Origin of the sequence: Flavobacterium glucosi, assembly GCF_048286535.1 — a bacterium.
In the GTDB taxonomy this organism is placed as follows: Bacteria; Bacteroidota; Bacteroidia; order Flavobacteriales; family Flavobacteriaceae; genus Flavobacterium.
In genome coordinates this window covers 18857-34950 of sequence record NZ_JBLVPK010000005.1, presented here as the reverse complement: position 1 = coordinate 34950, position 16094 = coordinate 18857, and the positions used below count along the sequence as shown (strand labels likewise).

Below are 16094 nucleotides of genomic sequence, written 5' to 3'. Positions count from 1 at the left end.
TTTTCTTATAATTATATACTGGAACTACAAAATATTTAATCCTGTTTTATTACTTTTAAAGTCTTAAACCAGTTTATGAAATATTTTGTAGTTTTCTTTTTTTTAGTACTATCCATAACTGCTTTTGCACAAGTTAAAGCACCTTCCAAAAAAGTTAATGGCATCATTATCAGCAATACTACCAGACAAGTATTATCCAGTGTAAATATCATTAATATCAATAAAGTTAGAGGCGCTACTACTGATTCACGAGGATATTTTGAAATAGATGTACAACTAAACGACACACTTCACATTACTAGTTTAGGATTTCAATCGCTTCGCGTTCGTGTGACCAATGACTGGATAAAAAACAAAAGCACTAAAATACAACTTACTGAAAAAGCTATTGCGCTTGAAGAAATTGTAATCAGACCCTTTAATCTAACAGGATATCTAGAAGTAGATACTAAAATCATACCCGTAAGAGAAAATTACAGGTATAGTATTTCCGGCTTAACGCAAGGATATGAAGCTGGAGAATATTCGCCAAATGCTTTTGGAAGAGTTCTTGGATCTATCTTTAATCCAGCGGATATGCTTTATAATTTCTTTGGTAAAAATCCAAAAGAGCTTAAGAAGCTGAAAGAATTAAAAAAAGATGATACGGTACGGAATCTTTTGGAATCAAAATTTGACAGAGAAACTATAGCGGTTCTTTTAGGGATTGATAAAAATGAAATACCTGAAATTCTGCAGCGTTGCAACTACTCTGAATCCTTTATAAAAACAGCCAATGATTTACAAATCATGGATGCCATCAGTGGTTGCTATGAAGAATATAAAGTCCTGAAGAAACAATAAAACATTTTATTAAATCCAAGTTTAGACTTTTCCATACATTAAATCATTCCTCAATTCTGAAAGAAATTGGGGAATTTTATTTTAAAGAAACTAAATTTAGGCTCAAATAGAAATTTAATAATCTAAAAATAAATTCTATGTCAAATATACCATTTCAAACTATTGATTGGGATTCAGTAGAAAAAACCGAACACATTGGAACACCAGGAATAGCGCATTGGCAAACAACACAATTAGACGGACTTAGAATTCGAAAAGTAACGTATTCCAAAGATTATATGGCAGATCATTGGTGCCGAAAAGGGCACAGTGTTCATTGCCTTGAAGGACATTTCATCAGTGAATTAGAATCTGGAGAGCAAGTCCAACTTTCAAAAGGGACGACTTATATCGTTTCAAATGATGCATGTTCTCACCGTTCTATATCCGCTAATGGAGTTGAATTATTAATCATCGACGGGGATTTTTTAAAATAATATTTAAAACAAATCAAAAATATTATATACATTTACCTAAATCAAAATTAAAAACAAAACCTAAATACCCATATCATGGCAAAAAGTCAAGACGCAAAGAAAACTGCAAAGAAAGAACCCTTAAAAACGGCTAAAGAAAAGAAAGAAGAAAAAAGAGATAAGAAGAACACTCCAAAAAGAGACTAAAAATAAGTGGTCAGTATTCAGTTGTTTAGTGGTCAGTATTTATAACTGAACACTTCTTTTTTAACTGAACACTGACCACTTTTTCAATAACTGAATACTATTTTACCGGAATATTGGCTACTATTTCAAGTAAAAATTTCCAAAATTTCTGAGAAGAAGAAATACTTGCTCTTTCATCAGGGGAATGTGCACCATGAATCGTTGGTCCAAAAGAAATCATATCCATATCAGGATAATTCGTTCCCAGAATCCCGCATTCTAATCCTGCGTGACACGCCACCACTTTTGGTTTTTCACCGTTTTGTTTTTCGTATATTGGAACCAAAACATCCAAAATCTCTGATTCAGAATTTGGTGTCCAACCTGGATACGCACCAGAAAACTCTACTTCACAACCCATTAATTCAAAAGCGGAACGCAAGGCATTAGCCAAATCAAATTTAGCCGTTTCAACCGAAGAACGGGTTAAGCATTGTACTGAAAGTTGCCCTTCACCAACAATTACTTTAGCAATATTATTTGATGTTTCTACTAAATTATCAAAATCAGCACTCATCCTGTAAACGCCATTATGAGCCGTATACATTGCTCTCACAAAGTAAAACTGAGCAATTGAAGGCATTACTTTAGCAGGAGTTGAATCCATTTTTTCAAAAACAACTTCTAAATTAGGTTCCGTTGTTTTTAGCTCCGTTTTGATTTCGTTTACAATTTGCTGCATATCAAAAACAAAAGCTTCATCATAGACTTCTGCGATAATTACTTTCGCTTGACTTTCGCGCGGAATCGCATTACGCAAACTGCCTCCTTTTATTTCAGAAATTTGCAAACCAAAATTATCAAAACCATCAAATAACAATCGGTTCATAATTTTATTGGCATTACCCAAGCCTTTGTGAATATCCATTCCTGAATGTCCGCCTTTCATTCCCTTTACAGTAATCGTATATCCTACAGAACCTTCTGGAGTTTCCTCTTCATCATACTCAGCAGTAGCCGTCACATCAATTCCCCCTGCACAACCAATATCTATTTCATCATCTTCTTCGGTATCTAAATTCAACAGAATTTGACCTTGTAAAATGCCTCCTTTTAAGTTCAACGCTCCCGTCATTCCCGTTTCTTCGTCAATAGTAAACAAAGCTTCTATTGCTGGATGTGGAATATCCGTACTTTCTAAAATTGCCATGATAGCAGCAACCCCAAGACCGTTATCAGCACCAAGAGTTGTTCCTCGAGCACGAACCCAATCTCCATCCACATACATATCGATTCCTTGTGTATCAAAATCAAAAACGGTATCCGAATTTTTTTGGTGTACCATATCCAAATGCCCTTGAAGTACAATTGCTTTTCGATTTTCCATTCCAGCAGTTGCCGGCTTACGGATAATTACATTACGAATTTCATCTTCAAAAGTCTCTAATCCCAGATTATTTCCGAAATTTTTCATAAACTCAATCACACGCTCTTCTTTTTTAGAAGGACGCGGTACGGCGTTTAAATCGGCAAACTTATTCCAAAGTGCTTTTGGTTCCAGATTTCTTATTTCTTGACTCATTTATTTTTGTTTGAGGTTTAACATTTACAAAGTCCAAAGTTACAAAGTTTAAATTCTTTATTGATACTAATTGATATTGTAATTATATTTACAGTATTAAAATTCATCCTGTGCGAACAAAATATTTTCTTTCTTTATTTCTTTTTGTCCAAATATTAATTTTGCAGATTCTCCCTTATTTTCCGCTACAAGTAGAACAGTTTTACAGTAATGGTTTTTATCCGATACTTTCAAAATTTTCAAGATTAGCATTGGGAAGCATTCCATTTTCTTTGGGAGATGTACTGTATATTATTGTTATTGCTTTTGTTTTAAAATGGTTTTGGAACCAACGAAAATCTTGGAAGTTAAAATGGAAAAATAATATATTATCTATTCTAAGTTTTCTTTCGGTCTTCTATTTATTGTTTCATTCACTTTGGGCGTTTAATTATTACCGCCAACCGCTTTTTGAAAAAATGGAAATTCAAAAAGATTATTCAGATGCTGATTTATTGACTTTCACCAAAAAATTAATCGATAAAACAAACACCATTCAAAAGCAGATTACAAAAAATGACAGTTTAAAAGTAGTATTTCCGTACACACAAGATAAGGTTTTTAAGATGAATTTAAATGGATACAAAAAACTAGCTGAAGAATACTCCTATTTCACTTATACCCATTTAAGCACCAAGAAATCACTTATCAGTTTGCCTTTGACCTATATGGGTTTTGGCGGTTATCTGAATCCGTTTACCAATGAAGCTCAGGTTAATTATTTGGGTCCAATGTACAGTTTTCCGATGACAACCAATCATGAAATGGCACATCAAATGGGTTTTGCCAGCGAAAGCGAATGCAACTTTATTGGGTTTTTGGCCTCCATAAAAAATGAAAATGCATACATTCAATATTCAGGCTACAGCATGGCTTTGCGTTATTGTTTGGGCAATTGGCAAGTTCGAGACGAAAAAATTTTCAAAGAATTATTAAAAACCGTTCATCTCGGAATTTTGAAAAACTACAAAGAAAGCGAGTATTTTTGGAAACAGTATGACACAATAATTGACAAAGGTTTTCATGCTTTTTATGATAGATTTCTAAAAATAAACCAGCAAAAAGACGGTTTAGAAGGCTATAGTAAATTTGTGAATTTAATGGTGAATTATTATCAGGAAAAAAAGTTATGAGTTATGAATTTTCATACCATTTAAACCCTAACTTAACTCTTAAGAAACTATATTTTTTCCAGTAACAAACCAGTCGCTGTAAGTCCAGGTCCAAATGCCATCGCTACAATTTTCTTACCTGATTCAATGTTTGGATCGTTCACAATTTCGTTTAAAATATGAGGAATTGTAGCCGAAGACATATTTCCCTGACGGCGTAAAATCTCATAAGACCAATTTGCCTGTTCTTTAGTCAATCCAATTGCATCTATTACATAATCAATAATTTTTGGTCCACCCGGATGTATGGCAAAATGCATATTCCCTTTTTGCTGTTCAAGATCAACATTCCCTTTTTTACAAAGTGCGGTCAAAAAAGGTTTAATATTTTTACGAATAAAAACAGGAACTCGCTTAGACAAGGTCATTAAAAAATTATATTCTCCTAAATCCCAAGACATATCCTCTAATGAATCTGGTATGATGACCTCATGAAATGCTAAAATCCGCAGTCCTTTTTTCTCAGGGAAAGCATCGTCATCCAGAAAAGATTCTTCATCAAATAAAGAATAACCAATAAACCCATCTGCAAAAAGAGAGCAAATCATAATATTTGAATTCGAAAATTCGGTCAGATTTAAATGCGCAGATAATAATTCTGTGTGGACTACATCTACCCTACCTCTAGTTGAACTAGCACAAAGTAAACTTCTTCCCGTACGAATTGCCGGAAAGGCTCCATAGCAGCCCATGTGGTAGGAATGTGTAACTTGTACCGTTTCCCAATCTCTTTCTATAACGGCTTCTTGAGCTACACTTGGCGAAGAATATCCGGAACAAGTGACATGTATCAGGTTTTCAGGACTTGTATTTGTTTTTAAATAAAATTGATCAAAAACATATCCCATTTTCCTTTTGAACCATTCCATTCGAACCTCTATTTTAGGCCCATAAAGATTTCCGGATTTGACTTCAAAACCAGCTGGAAAATGATATCCAGAAGGCGAAGTGACTTCCATTATATGCTCAATAAAATCTTCCACTTCCTCAAAAATAATACTTTGTCTGCAATTAATATTTTCGGAAGAAACGGCATACTTATCCACTTGATCGGATATGAACTCAAAAGTAATCGGTTCATCATCAAATGCTCCATTTCCAGCTACACCAGATTTTGGAAGATTTTGAAAATGATAATACAGAAATTTTGTGTACTGATTGAGTTTTTTTTGATCTATCAATTTACCCACTAGAATTGGATGAAAATTGGCAAGTATAACGCTTTTCATTAACTTTTGAATTTTAATTGAATTATAAAATTAAATCAAAAATCAATCAAAAAAATTAAATCAATAAAAATATATCTCTTTAAAAATACAAATACTTGATTATCAATTACTTATATATGTTATAATTTTATTAAAAAACTGAATATCAATTAGTTATAAGAATTATTCTACACAATCATTAATCGCTGACTGTCAAGTATGTAAGAATAAAAATACAATGCTAAAACTCCTGTTCTTAAAGTAAAAATTTACATGATTTTTAAAAATTATTTAAACTTCATCGCTGGTAAATGTCGTGAAACTTTTCTTTTTATACGGCCTGATAATCAAACGTCCTTCACGATCAAAACGAATGTAATTGTAGACCCAATTTAAAAAAACTACAGCTTTATTTTTGAATCCAATAAGTGAAAATAAGTGGACAAACATCCACACAAACCAGGCAAAAACACCGTTGAAATGGTATTTTGGCAAATCGACAACCGCTTTATTTCTTCCTATGGTGGCCATGGAACCTTTATCATTGTATTCAAAAGCTTCCATGGGTTTGTGTTCAATAAATTTTATTAAGTTTTCACCCAATAATTCCCCTTGTTGCATAGCCGGTTGTGCCATCATGGGATGCCCTTGCGGATACGTTTCTGATTCCATGGAGGCAATATCACCTACGGCAAAAATATTATCGTAACCCATCACTTGATTGTACTCATTTACGCGAATGCGTTCTACTTTTTCAACCAAAGATTCACCATCCAATCCCGCAACAAGAGCGCCTTGAACACCGGCGGTCCAAATTACCGTGGCAGTTTCAAAAGTTAAATCGGAATTTGTGGTTATGGTGCGTCCATCGTAATTAGTCACTCTAATGTTTTTCCAAATTTTTACGCCTAAACTGGTTAGAAATTTTTCGGCAGCTTGTGAGGATTCTTCGCTCATCGTGTTTAGAATTCTATCCCCACTTTGAATGAGATTAATTTCCATTTTGGCAATATCAAGATCCGGATAATCTTTTTGTAGAATGGCTTTTTTCATTTCGGCCAAAGCACCGGAAAGCTCTACTCCTGTTGGTCCGCCACCTACGAGTACAAAATTAATGAGACTATTTTGTTCGGCTGCATCTGTTGTTAAAACAGCTTGTTCAAAATTTTCAAGAATCAGACTTCGAATGTTGAGCGATTGCGGTATGGTTTTCATAGCCATACTGTTGCGCTCGATTTCTTTGTTGCCAAAATAATTAGTTTTGGAACCGGTGGCAATGACTAAATAATCATACTTTAATTCGCCAATTTCAGCAATTATTTTTTGGTTTTTAGTGTCGATTTCTTGGACATTGGTAAGTCGAAAGTAAACGTCATCGTATTCCTGGATTACTTTTCGGATGGGATATGCTATAGAACCCGCTTCAAGACCGCCAGTGGCCACTTGATATAATAAAGGTTGGAAAGTATGGTAATTGTGTTTGTCTAAAAGGACAACCTGAACTTTTTTATTTTTTAGTTTTTTGGCTAATGCGATTCCGGCGAAACCTCCTCCTATAATTACTATTCTGGGTAAAGTTGAATTTGGGATGTTCATGTTTTCAAAAGTTCTGAATTGTTGATACTCAAAGATACAATGTTTTCTACTGTTGAATTTCATCAAATAGTATCGAAATTTTTGTTTTTGGGAAAGGTCTTCAGAAAAATAAACGTGTAAATTAGCCCCGATGGGAATGGAAATCCTTTCTAGTCCTGAACTTGTTTCAGGACTAGAAAGATTGTACTGTACAGCGGGACAAGTCATAATTATGAAATGAATAGTGTTGTGCTACTGATTGCTTTGTATATCTCAATAACAAATTTGAGAAGTATTATTTTATTCCTTAATTTGTAACAAAAACTACTTTTAAATTACTAACGTATATATGAGTGATAATCTAGAACATTCTTTTGTAAAGCAGCTGCAGGAAAATCAGAATATAATCCACAAGATTTGTAGGTTGTATACTAATGGCGATGATGCTCATAAAGATTTGTTTCAAGAAATTACGATTCAATTATGGAAGGCTTTTCCAAAATTCAGGGGCGACAGTAAATTTTCTACTTGGGCCTATCGAGTCGCACTAAACACGGCGATTACTTTGTACCGAAAAACAAAACGATCCATAAATACTATTGAATTTGAAGGGCGGCAACATTTCCTGAATGATGTGGAATATGATTATGAGGAGGAAGAACAATTAAAATTAATGTACAAAGCGGTTTATCAGCTGAATGACATTGAGAAGGCATTGATATTTATGTATCTTGAAGATAAAGATTATCAGGAAATATCAGAAACATTGGGAATTAGTGAAGTAAATGCAAGGGTGAAAATGAATAGAATTAAAGGGAAGCTAAAAAAAATATTAAATCCATTAGGCGTATGAAAGAGTTGGATTTATTAAAAAAAGACTGGCAGAAGAGTGCTAATTCTTTTGAGCAAGTATCGGAAATCGAGATTTATAAAATGATCCATAAAAAATCATCTTCAATTGTGAAATGGATTTTGATTATTAGTATTGTGGAAGTTTTATTGTGGACGTGTTTAAGTGTCTGTTTTAACAGCGATGATTATTTAATTAAAATGAACCATCCTGAGTTAATTCAATACTTTGAAGTGTTTGCGTATTTTAATTATGGTGTGATATTGTTTTTTATCTATTTATTTTATAAAAATTACATCACGATTTCGACCACTACTTCAACCAAACAATTAATGTCAGACATTTTAAAAACCCGAAAAACGGTTCAATATTATGTTTGGTACAATCTGGGGATGTTAGTGGTTAGTTTAATTATAGGGTTTATAATTGCATTTGTCTATAATCCCGAGATGAGTGTTTTGAAAGATAAAATTGCGACCAACGGTAAGGTCATGGCAATAACGATAGGGTTCTTGACACTTACAACTTTAGTATTTTTGGGAGCATTCTGGCTTTTTTACAGAGTTGTATATGGGATACTCCTTCGAAGATTGCATGCTAATTATAAAGAATTGAAAAAGATAGACCTTTAAGTCATAATGGAATGTATTAATGTAGAATGTATTTAAAGTTTTAACTTTTAGGCTTTATGACTTGCGACTAAAGTTAATATTCCCATTTTCGCAATCGATTCAGTTCTTCTTGTTCTTTTATAATTTCACAAGGAATAACTTTAAGGAATGAAGGATGTTGCTCGATTGCATATTCTACTTTTTCAACAATTTCTTCAATGGTATCAGTATCATAATCAATATCAAGAGGTTCTTTGATGATAAAGGACTGTAGAATTCCTTTTTTCTTCATTCGAATTCCTTTCTTGTCAAACGAACGACGGAAACCATCAATAACGATAGGCACCACAATAGGCCGGTGTTGTTTGATAATATGAGCCGTTCCTTTACGAACCGGTTTAAACGATTTTGTAGTCCCTTGTGGGAAAGTGATTACCCAACCATCCGCTAGAGCAATTTTAATATTCTCAGTATCGTTAGGGTTAATGTCTTTTTTCTCCTCAACATCAACTCCTTTGGCACGCCAAGTACGTTCTACAGAAATAGCTCCAGCATACGCCATAATTCTTGGCAATAATCCTGCTTGCATGGTTTCCTTGGCAGCTACATAATAGATATTCATTTTGGGTTGCCACAAATAACAAACATTCTTGATGGAATCATCGCGACCACTCAAACTTGCATTAAAAACATGAAACATAGCGACAACATCCGCAAAATAGGTTTGGTGATTGGAAATAAAGAGCACGTTGTTATCCGGTAAATTTCTAATGATTTCCGAACCTTCAATTTGTAATTCATTAAAACCTCTATACCGTCTGTGCGTCATGGCTCCAAAGATTCGGATTAGCCATTTTTTTATAAATAATATGTGTCCGAAAGGATTTCTCTTCAACAATCCCATAAAATTATGTGTTTTTTTGTGAATTTGGATTACAAATTTACGAAATTTATATTTGAAGTCAGTCGTTGAATTCAACAGAACAATTTGAAAAACTCAACCAATTAATTCGCTCTTTTTTAACACTAAAAATTAAAACTTACTATCCTATAACCTCTTTCAAAACCTCTTTTAACTCACTCAACATCATCGCCGTAGTTCCCCAAACAATATGTTCCTCAATTTTAAAAGCTGGAATACTGATATTGTCAGCGTAGGAAGTTGTCAAATTTGTATCTACTACAAGTGCTTCGTCTAAAAAAACCGACAAAGGTAATTCGATAATATTTGCCACTTCAGAAGGCTGCGGTACAAACACCAATTCTTCTTTACTGATACCCAAAAAAGGATGTACCATAAAGTTGCTTGGCGGAATATATAATGCTGTAAAAGGTTTAAGAATTTCAATTTTATCAGGATGAATTCCTACCTCTTCATGCGTTTCCCGAAGTGCCGTTTTAGCAAAATTCTCGTCTTCCAATTCGTATTTACCGCCCGGAAATGCAATTTGAGCCGAATGAACTCCTTTATAGGAATTTCGGACAATCAACACCAAATGTGTTGTCTCATTTTTAGGATAAAAAAGCATCATTACTGCTGCAATTCTTGGTTTTTCATCTTCAATATTGATGTTTTTTAAACTTTCCAATCGTTCTAAAGGCGCCATTTTTACATGTGCGTCATAAGCTGGAAGCTTTGCATCAATTAATTTAGGAACATACTGTAAAAATTCTTGAAAATCCATAATCAAAGTCTATTTTTGCATATAAAACAGCCTATAAATATAGTTTAGAAAATACAATTGCACAAGTTTTCTATAACCAAAAAGTCATTACAAATGTACAGCAAAGAAGAAACACAAAGATTAAAGCGAGAGTTCTGGATTGCATTCGCAGAAAAACACCCTCGAAAATGGGTATTATACGATACTAAAATCAAGGATTTCTCTTTTAAATTTTATGTTGACAATAAAAAAGCGCAAGTTTTAATCGATATTGAACACCGAAGTGATGATAAAAGAATTGCTTATTTTGAAAAACTGGAAGCGCTAAGGACTATTCTTGAAGAGGATTTTATCAAAGACTTGATTTTCGAAAAAGAATATACACTGGAGAGTGGCAAAACCATCAGTAGGATTTGGGTTGAGAAACTGGGAGTCGGTGTGAGTAATCGCAACTATTGGGATGAAATATTTGATTTCTACAACGAAAAAATGAATGCGCTTGAATTGTTTTATTCAGAGTATGATGAATTTATAAAAGACATTGAAAAGCTTTAATGACGTTAATCAATTTATTGTCCAATATATTTTTGTCTCATCGAGTGCAGTCGAGATGCAATACAGGTTCTCGACTGCGCTCGAACTAACAAATTAGGAATAATAGTATAAATTGGAAAGCCATTCACTATTAAAAAAAGCATTAATTTGAACGATTTAATTGTTCAAATTAATGCTTTTTTTATCCAAGTTTACATATTGAAAATATTATACACAATAATCCGATCTTCATAATTGATATACAATTGCTTCCTATTACCCTGCTTTTTTCTGGTGATAATAGATACCGTACAATCTAATCCTTCATTATCCTTACAGGTAAATGAATAAACAATATCAGTATCATTCTCTTCGATAGGTTGATACTCTATGATTTCAAACAGTTGAATGATTTGGGAATAAACCACTATCCTATTTTTATCGGTATCCAATGTGACTAAAATATTGACAAGGTCTAAATCAGACCACTTACCCCATTTCCCTTTTTCTGTTTTTTCTAAAACACTAAAACCCGAGGTTTTAAACTTGTAATTTTGTCCAAAAGAATGTTGTAATCCCATTACTAAAAAAAGTAATACTACATATATTTTTGTCTTTGTCATTCCTAATAAATTAAAAATCAAAATTAACTATTTCTTTTCTGGCTGTTTCAAAATCAATCATCATTTCCTGAATGATTGTTGCGGCTGGTTTTATATCGTGAATCAATCCTGCTATTTGTCCAATCTCTAATTCTCCTTCGATTAAATCGCCTTCAAACATACCCCGTTTTGCTCTTGCTCTTCCCAGCAAACCAATCAGTTCTTCTTTGGTCGGACATTTTTCATACAATTCCTGAACATCCTGATAAAATTTATTTTTAATCAACCGAACAGGAGCGAGTTCTTTCAAAGTCAGTTGTGTATCGCCTTCTTTAAGATTTATAATTGTTTCCTTAAAATTATCATGTGCCGATGATTCTAATGATGCTGCAAATCTACTTCCTACCTGAACTCCATCAGCTCCCAGTACCATTGTTGCAAGCATACCGCGACCGGTAGCAATACCACCAGCGGCAATCACCGGAATAGAAATCTTTTCTTTCACCATCGGAATCAGCGTAAGCGTAGTTGTTTCTTCTCTACCATTATGTCCTCCGGCTTCGAAACCTTCGGCAACAATTGCATCAACACCTGCATCTTGTGCTTTTAATGCAAAAACAGAACTACTGACTACATGAACAACAGTTATGCCATTTTCTTTCAAATAAGAAGTCCATGTTTTTGGATTCCCAGCAGAAGTGAAAACGATTTTCACACCTTCATCAACAATAATTTTCATGATTTCTTCGATATTGGGATACAACATCGGGACGTTTACTCCAAAAGGTTTTGAAGTGGCCTTTTTACATTTTTGAATGTGTTCCCGTAAAACTTCTGGATACATGGAACCAGCTCCAATCAATCCTAAACCTCCGGCATTACTCACTGCACTTGCTAATTTATAACCACTATTCCAAATCATTCCTCCTTGAATTATTGGGTATTTAATCTTAAAAAGGTCTGTGATTTTATTCATGTACTATTAATGTTATAATTTCTTAATTATTTTTCCTGTTTTAGAAAAACCATCTGACTCCATTTTATAAAGATACACTCCTTCATGGAGCGATTTCAATGAAATAATAGAGGCTTCAGGCGTAATTTTTTGTTCTAAAAGTTTTTGCCCCAAAATGGAATAAATAAAGACTGTTCCTCTATCAAATTTTGCAGGTAAAGAAACCGAAACAGTATCACTGGCAGGATTAGGATAGAGTACAAAATCATCTTTAGAAAAAGATTCTAAATCCAACTGGTTACTCACAGCCAACGCAAAATCAGGAATTCCAAATCCATATTGATTATTGGGAGCAGAGAATTTATCTGCTGATTTTAATACTAATTCTCTAATTTCCCGATTTGTTTTTTGGGGAAATGCCTGCCACAAACAAGCAATCATTCCTGCCATTATAGGACTTGAAAAAGAAGTTCCATTAGCAGTCACGATATTTCCAGCAGCATCTGACACTATTGCCGCTTGTCCTTGCGCCATGACTTCCGGTTTTATTCTTTGGTCAAACGAAGGACCTACTGAACTGAACGAAGTTATTACTTCTGAAGAATTTACTGCACCCACAGCTATTACTGAAACAGCATCGGCAGGAGTCGCAATATGTGGATCTGACGTACCGCCTGAATTACCGGCTGATGCCACTATAATCATACCCCTGCTAAAGGCAATTTCAGCCCCACGGGATATGAATGCAGTTGTACCATTTATTTCACTATACGTATGACTATACGCATCATTATCATAATCAAAATACCCCAAAGAAGTATTGATAATATCTACTCCTAAACTATCGGCTCTTTCTGCTGCTTCAACCCAAAGCGATTCTTCAACAGGATTTTCTGAGGTATCATTTTCTGTAATGAATAAATAATAAGATGCGTCTGGTGCCGTTCCCACTAAAGAATTTTCTTTATAACCACCCATTGCCGAAAGTACCGAAGTTCCGTGTGAAACACCTGTATAAAAATTCGGATTTCTTAATACAAAATTATAACCTCCCAAAATCTGGTTATTAGCCCTTAATCTTTGAAAAGGTTGCGCTGTATTGACTCCTGGAAATCCACCATCTAAAACCGCTATTATTTTACCCGAACCGGTATAATTTTGTTGATGTAAATGTTGTCCATTAAGCATCTGTATTTGATTCGATGACGAACCATAAGCATAGTCAATTTTAGTCTTCTTAGTTTTATTAACCTTCTTAATTTTTGAAAGTTTTGCAATTTTGGCAGTTTGATTCAGTGATTTATCTGCAAAATCAACTTTGCTGACAAAAGAAAGCAATGCTAATGAATTTATATTTGTTTGTGATCCCTGAACATGCAACGCGTTCATCCACTTGGATTTTGCCATAACAGTTATTCCAGCAGCTGATTTCACTTGATTAATATAGGAATCTTCGACTGGAATGTCTTTAAAGTCAATTGCAATACTCTGATTGGTTCTCCTATCTAATGCTCTTTGAGTAAGCATTTCCAGAGGTGTGTCTAAATAAAATTGGGAACTGGGCTTTGCATTGAAATATACCCAAGCGTCTTGTTGCGAAAAAACAGTTGAAGTAATTAGTAAAAAAAGAAATATACAGATTTTTTTCATAGTCAACTTTATTTTTTAAGCCACAAAAACTCTAACTATTACTGGAATTGAATCATCATATTTACTTTTCAGCACATCCTTAATTCCAGAAAAGTATCCGTTTTCAGCCCTTTTTATAAATAAAGCACTAAACTAATAAATTACTCCCGAACCAACTAATTCTTCTCCTAAATACCAAGCTACAAATTGCCCTTCTGTTATTGCAGATTGCGGTTCATCAAAAGCAACGTACATTCCGTTTTCAAATTGATGCAAGGTCGCTTTTTGCAAAGGTTGTCTGTATCGAATTCTCGCCATTACATCCATAGTTTCGCCATTGGCCAAAGCCAAATCTTTACGAATCCAATGTACTTCAGTTTTTTCTACAAACAACGCTTTCTTGAATAATCCCGGATGTTGGCTGGTCAATCCAGTATAAATAGTATTGGTTTCCACATTAGTGGCGATAATAAACAATGGATCAGTAGTACCTCCAACATTCAATCCTTTTCGTTGCCCAATAGTAAAATAATGAGCCCCTTGATGTTTCCCAACTACTTTACCCATGTCTGGAGTATAGGGAATCTTTCGTGCATCCGACATCAAACTATCTTCTAAAGCTAATTCGGCGTCTTTTTCAAAACTATAAATGGGATCGTTTTTATCAATTTGAATTATAATACCGTCTTTAGGTTGCAATTTTTGTTGCAAAAACTCTGGCAAACGTACTTTTCCAATAAAGCATAGTCCTTGTGAATCTTTCTTTTCGGCAGTAATCAATTCCATTTGAGCCGCTATTTCACGAACTTCCGGTTTTGTCAATTCTCCGATAGGGAATAATGATTTTGCCAATTGCTCTTGAGATAATTGACACAAAAAGTACGATTGATCTTTGTTGGTATCGGCGCCGGCTTTAAGTTGATAAACCGTTTCTCCATTTACTTCGATTTCACTTTTCTGGCAATAATGTCCGGTAGCCACATAATCAGCACCAAGACTTAAAGCAATTTTCATGAAAACATCAAATTTTATTTCGCGGTTACAAAGTACATCCGGATTTGGAGTACGTCCTTTTTCATATTCGTTGAACATATAGTCCACGATTTTCTCTTTGTATTCTTCACTTAAATCAACTGTTTGGAAAGGAATTCCTAACTTTTCAGCAACTAATAAAGCATCATTACTGTCTTCAAGCCACGGACATTCATTAGAAATAGTAACGGAGTCATCATGCCAATTTTTCATAAAAAGACCTATTACTTCATACCCTTGTTGTTGCAATAAATAAGCAGCAACACTTGAATCTACACCTCCGGAAAGTCCTACAACAACACGCTTCATCTTCAAAAAATTATAATTTTACAAGGATGCAAAGTTACAAAAGATTTACAACAGTATTTGTTAAGTAAAACGTTAATTATTTTTGGATTTAGTTGCATTTTCAGGAAAACTCATATTCGTTTCTTTTACCAATTTCCCTTTCTCAAAAAACTGCCAAATTCCTGATTTTTTACCATTTACAAACTGCCCTTTAGAAACTAGATTCCCATTTGTATCGCTAAAAATTGCTAAACCGCTGTAAATGTTATTCTTAAAAATTGACTCTTCCAATAAAATTCCTTTTTCAGTATATTTTTTATAAAAACCATTCTTCAAGTTGTTTTTATAACTGATTTCTTCTGCTATTTTACCACTAAGATAAAAAACGGTCCGCAAACCTTCCAACTTACCATTTACGTAATGCTCTGTTGTCATAACATTTTTTGAAGCTTGGTGGTAGTACTTCCATTGTCCTTCAAATAATTTATTGACCACTTTACCTTCACTTACTGTATTTTTATTCTGATCATAGAAAATGGTATACGCTGAATTGTCTTTTGTATTAAATTCTCGTGTAGCAATTATGGATTTAGCTTTTGTATCATCGTAAAAATTAAAAATCCCAATTTCTTTTCCGTGATCAAAAGTCCCTTCATATCTGGGTCTTTTTGATTCCTCATAAAACCCTTTCCATACTCCGTGCTTTTTTCCTTTATCATCTAGCTTGTTAAAATCTGTTTGTGCATTAAGACAAAACACATTCAAAAACATTAAAACAAACAGTCCTTTTTTACAAAATGTCTTCATAATTACTTTTTTATAGTAACGGATTTGGGTCGCTTAAATTATATGTAAATAAAAAAAATCCC

Annotated in this window: 16 protein-coding genes; 6 read left to right on the top strand and 10 right to left on the bottom strand. The window is 33.9% G+C overall.

The genetic code is table 11. The features are described 5' to 3' along the window. Window positions 1–75: 75 nt before the first annotated feature. A complete protein-coding gene (locus tag ACNQGD_RS10275) occupies window positions 76–843 on the top strand; it encodes a carboxypeptidase-like regulatory domain-containing protein (RefSeq protein ID WP_417999210.1) in 768 nt (255 codons plus the stop codon). 137 nt (window positions 844–980) lie between these two features. Beyond that, a complete protein-coding gene (locus ACNQGD_RS10270) occupies window positions 981–1319 on the top strand; it encodes a DHCW motif cupin fold protein (protein WP_417999209.1) in 339 nt (112 codons plus the stop codon). A gap of 283 nt (window positions 1320–1602) precedes the next feature. Here ACNQGD_RS10270 and ACNQGD_RS10265 read toward each other — a convergent pair whose 3' ends face one another. After that, window positions 1603–3066, bottom strand: a complete 1464-nt coding sequence (locus tag ACNQGD_RS10265) for an aminoacyl-histidine dipeptidase (protein WP_417999208.1) — start codon at window positions 3064–3066, stop codon at window positions 1603–1605. A gap of 161 nt (window positions 3067–3227) precedes the next feature. Here ACNQGD_RS10265 and ACNQGD_RS10260 point away from each other — a divergent pair, with 161 nt between their 5' ends. Then, window positions 3228–4238 carry a DUF3810 domain-containing protein gene (locus tag ACNQGD_RS10260; protein ID WP_417999207.1) on the top strand — a complete coding sequence of 337 codons (1011 nt, stop codon included), beginning with the start codon at window positions 3228–3230 and terminating at the stop codon, window positions 4236–4238. A 47-nt stretch (window positions 4239–4285) separates the two neighbouring features. Here the strand turns inward: ACNQGD_RS10260 and ACNQGD_RS10255 are convergent, their stop codons facing one another. Both ACNQGD_RS10255 and ACNQGD_RS10250 read right to left on the bottom strand, forming a co-directional pair. Beyond that, the gene (locus tag ACNQGD_RS10255) at window positions 4286–5506 is read right to left on the bottom strand and encodes a 3-oxoacyl-[acyl-carrier-protein] synthase III C-terminal domain-containing protein (RefSeq protein ID WP_417999206.1); all 1221 of its coding nucleotides are present in this window, start codon (window positions 5504–5506) and stop codon (window positions 4286–4288) included. Window positions 5507–5776: 270 nt separating this feature from the next. Next, a complete protein-coding gene (locus tag ACNQGD_RS10250; protein ID WP_417997428.1) occupies window positions 5777–7081 on the bottom strand; it encodes an NAD(P)/FAD-dependent oxidoreductase in 1305 nt (434 codons plus the stop codon). A gap of 328 nt (window positions 7082–7409) precedes the next feature. On the opposite strand from ACNQGD_RS10250, the gene ACNQGD_RS10245 reads away from it, so the two are divergent. Together ACNQGD_RS10245 and ACNQGD_RS10240 are read left to right on the top strand one after the other, a co-directional pair. Further along, a complete protein-coding gene (locus ACNQGD_RS10245; RefSeq protein WP_099714727.1) occupies window positions 7410–7913 on the top strand; it encodes an RNA polymerase sigma factor in 504 nt (167 codons plus the stop codon). After that, entirely contained in the window at window positions 7910–8542 is a 633-nt protein-coding gene (locus ACNQGD_RS10240) for a hypothetical protein (RefSeq protein WP_417997387.1), read from the top strand. Before ACNQGD_RS10245 ends, ACNQGD_RS10240 begins: the two co-directional genes overlap by 4 nt. 73 nt (window positions 8543–8615) lie before the next feature. Here ACNQGD_RS10240 and ACNQGD_RS10235 read toward each other — a convergent pair whose 3' ends face one another. Together ACNQGD_RS10235 and ACNQGD_RS10230 are read right to left on the bottom strand one after the other, a co-directional pair. Then, window positions 8616–9425 carry a lysophospholipid acyltransferase family protein gene (locus tag ACNQGD_RS10235; RefSeq protein ID WP_417997386.1) on the bottom strand — a complete coding sequence of 270 codons (810 nt, stop codon included), beginning with the start codon at window positions 9423–9425 and terminating at the stop codon, window positions 8616–8618. Window positions 9426–9564: 139 nt separating this feature from the next. Continuing rightward, the gene (locus tag ACNQGD_RS10230; RefSeq protein WP_417997385.1) at window positions 9565–10206 is read right to left on the bottom strand and encodes an NUDIX hydrolase; all 642 of its coding nucleotides are present in this window, start codon (window positions 10204–10206) and stop codon (window positions 9565–9567) included. Between the two features lie 93 nt (window positions 10207–10299). Between ACNQGD_RS10230 and ACNQGD_RS10225 the strand changes: the two genes are divergently transcribed. After that, the gene (locus tag ACNQGD_RS10225; RefSeq protein ID WP_417994529.1) at window positions 10300–10740 is read left to right on the top strand and encodes a DUF4268 domain-containing protein; all 441 of its coding nucleotides are present in this window, start codon (window positions 10300–10302) and stop codon (window positions 10738–10740) included. Between the two features lie 191 nt (window positions 10741–10931). On the opposite strand, the gene ACNQGD_RS10220 is transcribed toward ACNQGD_RS10225, so the two are convergent. The 5 genes from ACNQGD_RS10220 to ACNQGD_RS10200 form a co-directional block, all read right to left on the bottom strand. Then, on the bottom strand, window positions 10932–11342 hold the full coding sequence (locus ACNQGD_RS10220; protein ID WP_417994530.1) for a hypothetical protein: 411 nt from the start codon (window positions 11340–11342) through the stop codon (window positions 10932–10934). A 10-nt stretch (window positions 11343–11352) separates the two neighbouring features. Beyond that, a complete protein-coding gene (locus tag ACNQGD_RS10215) occupies window positions 11353–12297 on the bottom strand; it encodes an NAD(P)H-dependent flavin oxidoreductase (protein WP_417997384.1) in 945 nt (314 codons plus the stop codon). Between the two features lie 12 nt (window positions 12298–12309). Continuing rightward, window positions 12310–13926: a S8 family serine peptidase gene (locus ACNQGD_RS10210; protein ID WP_417999205.1), complete on the bottom strand. Its 1617-nt coding sequence runs from the start codon at window positions 13924–13926 to the stop codon at window positions 12310–12312. A gap of 132 nt (window positions 13927–14058) precedes the next feature. After that, window positions 14059–15246 carry a tRNA 2-thiouridine(34) synthase MnmA gene (gene mnmA / locus ACNQGD_RS10205; protein ID WP_417997382.1) on the bottom strand — a complete coding sequence of 396 codons (1188 nt, stop codon included), beginning with the start codon at window positions 15244–15246 and terminating at the stop codon, window positions 14059–14061. Between the two features lie 72 nt (window positions 15247–15318). Continuing rightward, window positions 15319–16032, bottom strand: a complete 714-nt coding sequence (locus tag ACNQGD_RS10200; protein WP_417999204.1) for a toxin-antitoxin system YwqK family antitoxin — start codon at window positions 16030–16032, stop codon at window positions 15319–15321. Window positions 16033–16094 lie beyond the last annotated feature (62 nt).

Bases quoted from the DNA above. Each gene is read 5' to 3' on its own strand.
- ACNQGD_RS10275 (WP_417999210.1), top strand. From the start codon at position 76: ATGAAATATTTTGTAGTTTTCTTTTTTTTAGTACTATCCATAACTGCT.
- ACNQGD_RS10270 (WP_417999209.1), top strand. From the start codon at position 981: ATGTCAAATATACCATTTCAAACTATTGATTGGGATTCAGTAGAAAAA.
- ACNQGD_RS10265 (WP_417999208.1), bottom strand. From the start codon at position 3,066: ATGAGTCAAGAAATAAGAAATCTGGAACCAAAAGCACTTTGGAATAAG.
- ACNQGD_RS10255 (WP_417999206.1), bottom strand. From the start codon at position 5,506: ATGAAAAGCGTTATACTTGCCAATTTTCATCCAATTCTAGTGGGTAAA.
- ACNQGD_RS10250 (WP_417997428.1), bottom strand. From the start codon at position 7,081: ATGAACATCCCAAATTCAACTTTACCCAGAATAGTAATTATAGGAGGA.
- ACNQGD_RS10245 (WP_099714727.1), top strand. From the start codon at position 7,410: ATGAGTGATAATCTAGAACATTCTTTTGTAAAGCAGCTGCAGGAAAAT.
- ACNQGD_RS10240 (WP_417997387.1), top strand. From the start codon at position 7,910: ATGAAAGAGTTGGATTTATTAAAAAAAGACTGGCAGAAGAGTGCTAAT.
- ACNQGD_RS10235 (WP_417997386.1), bottom strand. From the start codon at position 9,425: ATGGGATTGTTGAAGAGAAATCCTTTCGGACACATATTATTTATAAAA.
- ACNQGD_RS10230 (WP_417997385.1), bottom strand. From the start codon at position 10,206: ATGGATTTTCAAGAATTTTTACAGTATGTTCCTAAATTAATTGATGCA.
- ACNQGD_RS10225 (WP_417994529.1), top strand. From the start codon at position 10,300: ATGTACAGCAAAGAAGAAACACAAAGATTAAAGCGAGAGTTCTGGATT.
- ACNQGD_RS10220 (WP_417994530.1), bottom strand. From the start codon at position 11,342: ATGACAAAGACAAAAATATATGTAGTATTACTTTTTTTAGTAATGGGA.
- ACNQGD_RS10215 (WP_417997384.1), bottom strand. From the start codon at position 12,297: ATGAATAAAATCACAGACCTTTTTAAGATTAAATACCCAATAATTCAA.
- ACNQGD_RS10210 (WP_417999205.1), bottom strand. From the start codon at position 13,926: ATGAAAAAAATCTGTATATTTCTTTTTTTACTAATTACTTCAACTGTT.
- mnmA (WP_417997382.1), bottom strand. From the start codon at position 15,246: ATGAAGCGTGTTGTTGTAGGACTTTCCGGAGGTGTAGATTCAAGTGTT.
- ACNQGD_RS10200 (WP_417999204.1), bottom strand. From the start codon at position 16,032: ATGAAGACATTTTGTAAAAAAGGACTGTTTGTTTTAATGTTTTTGAAT.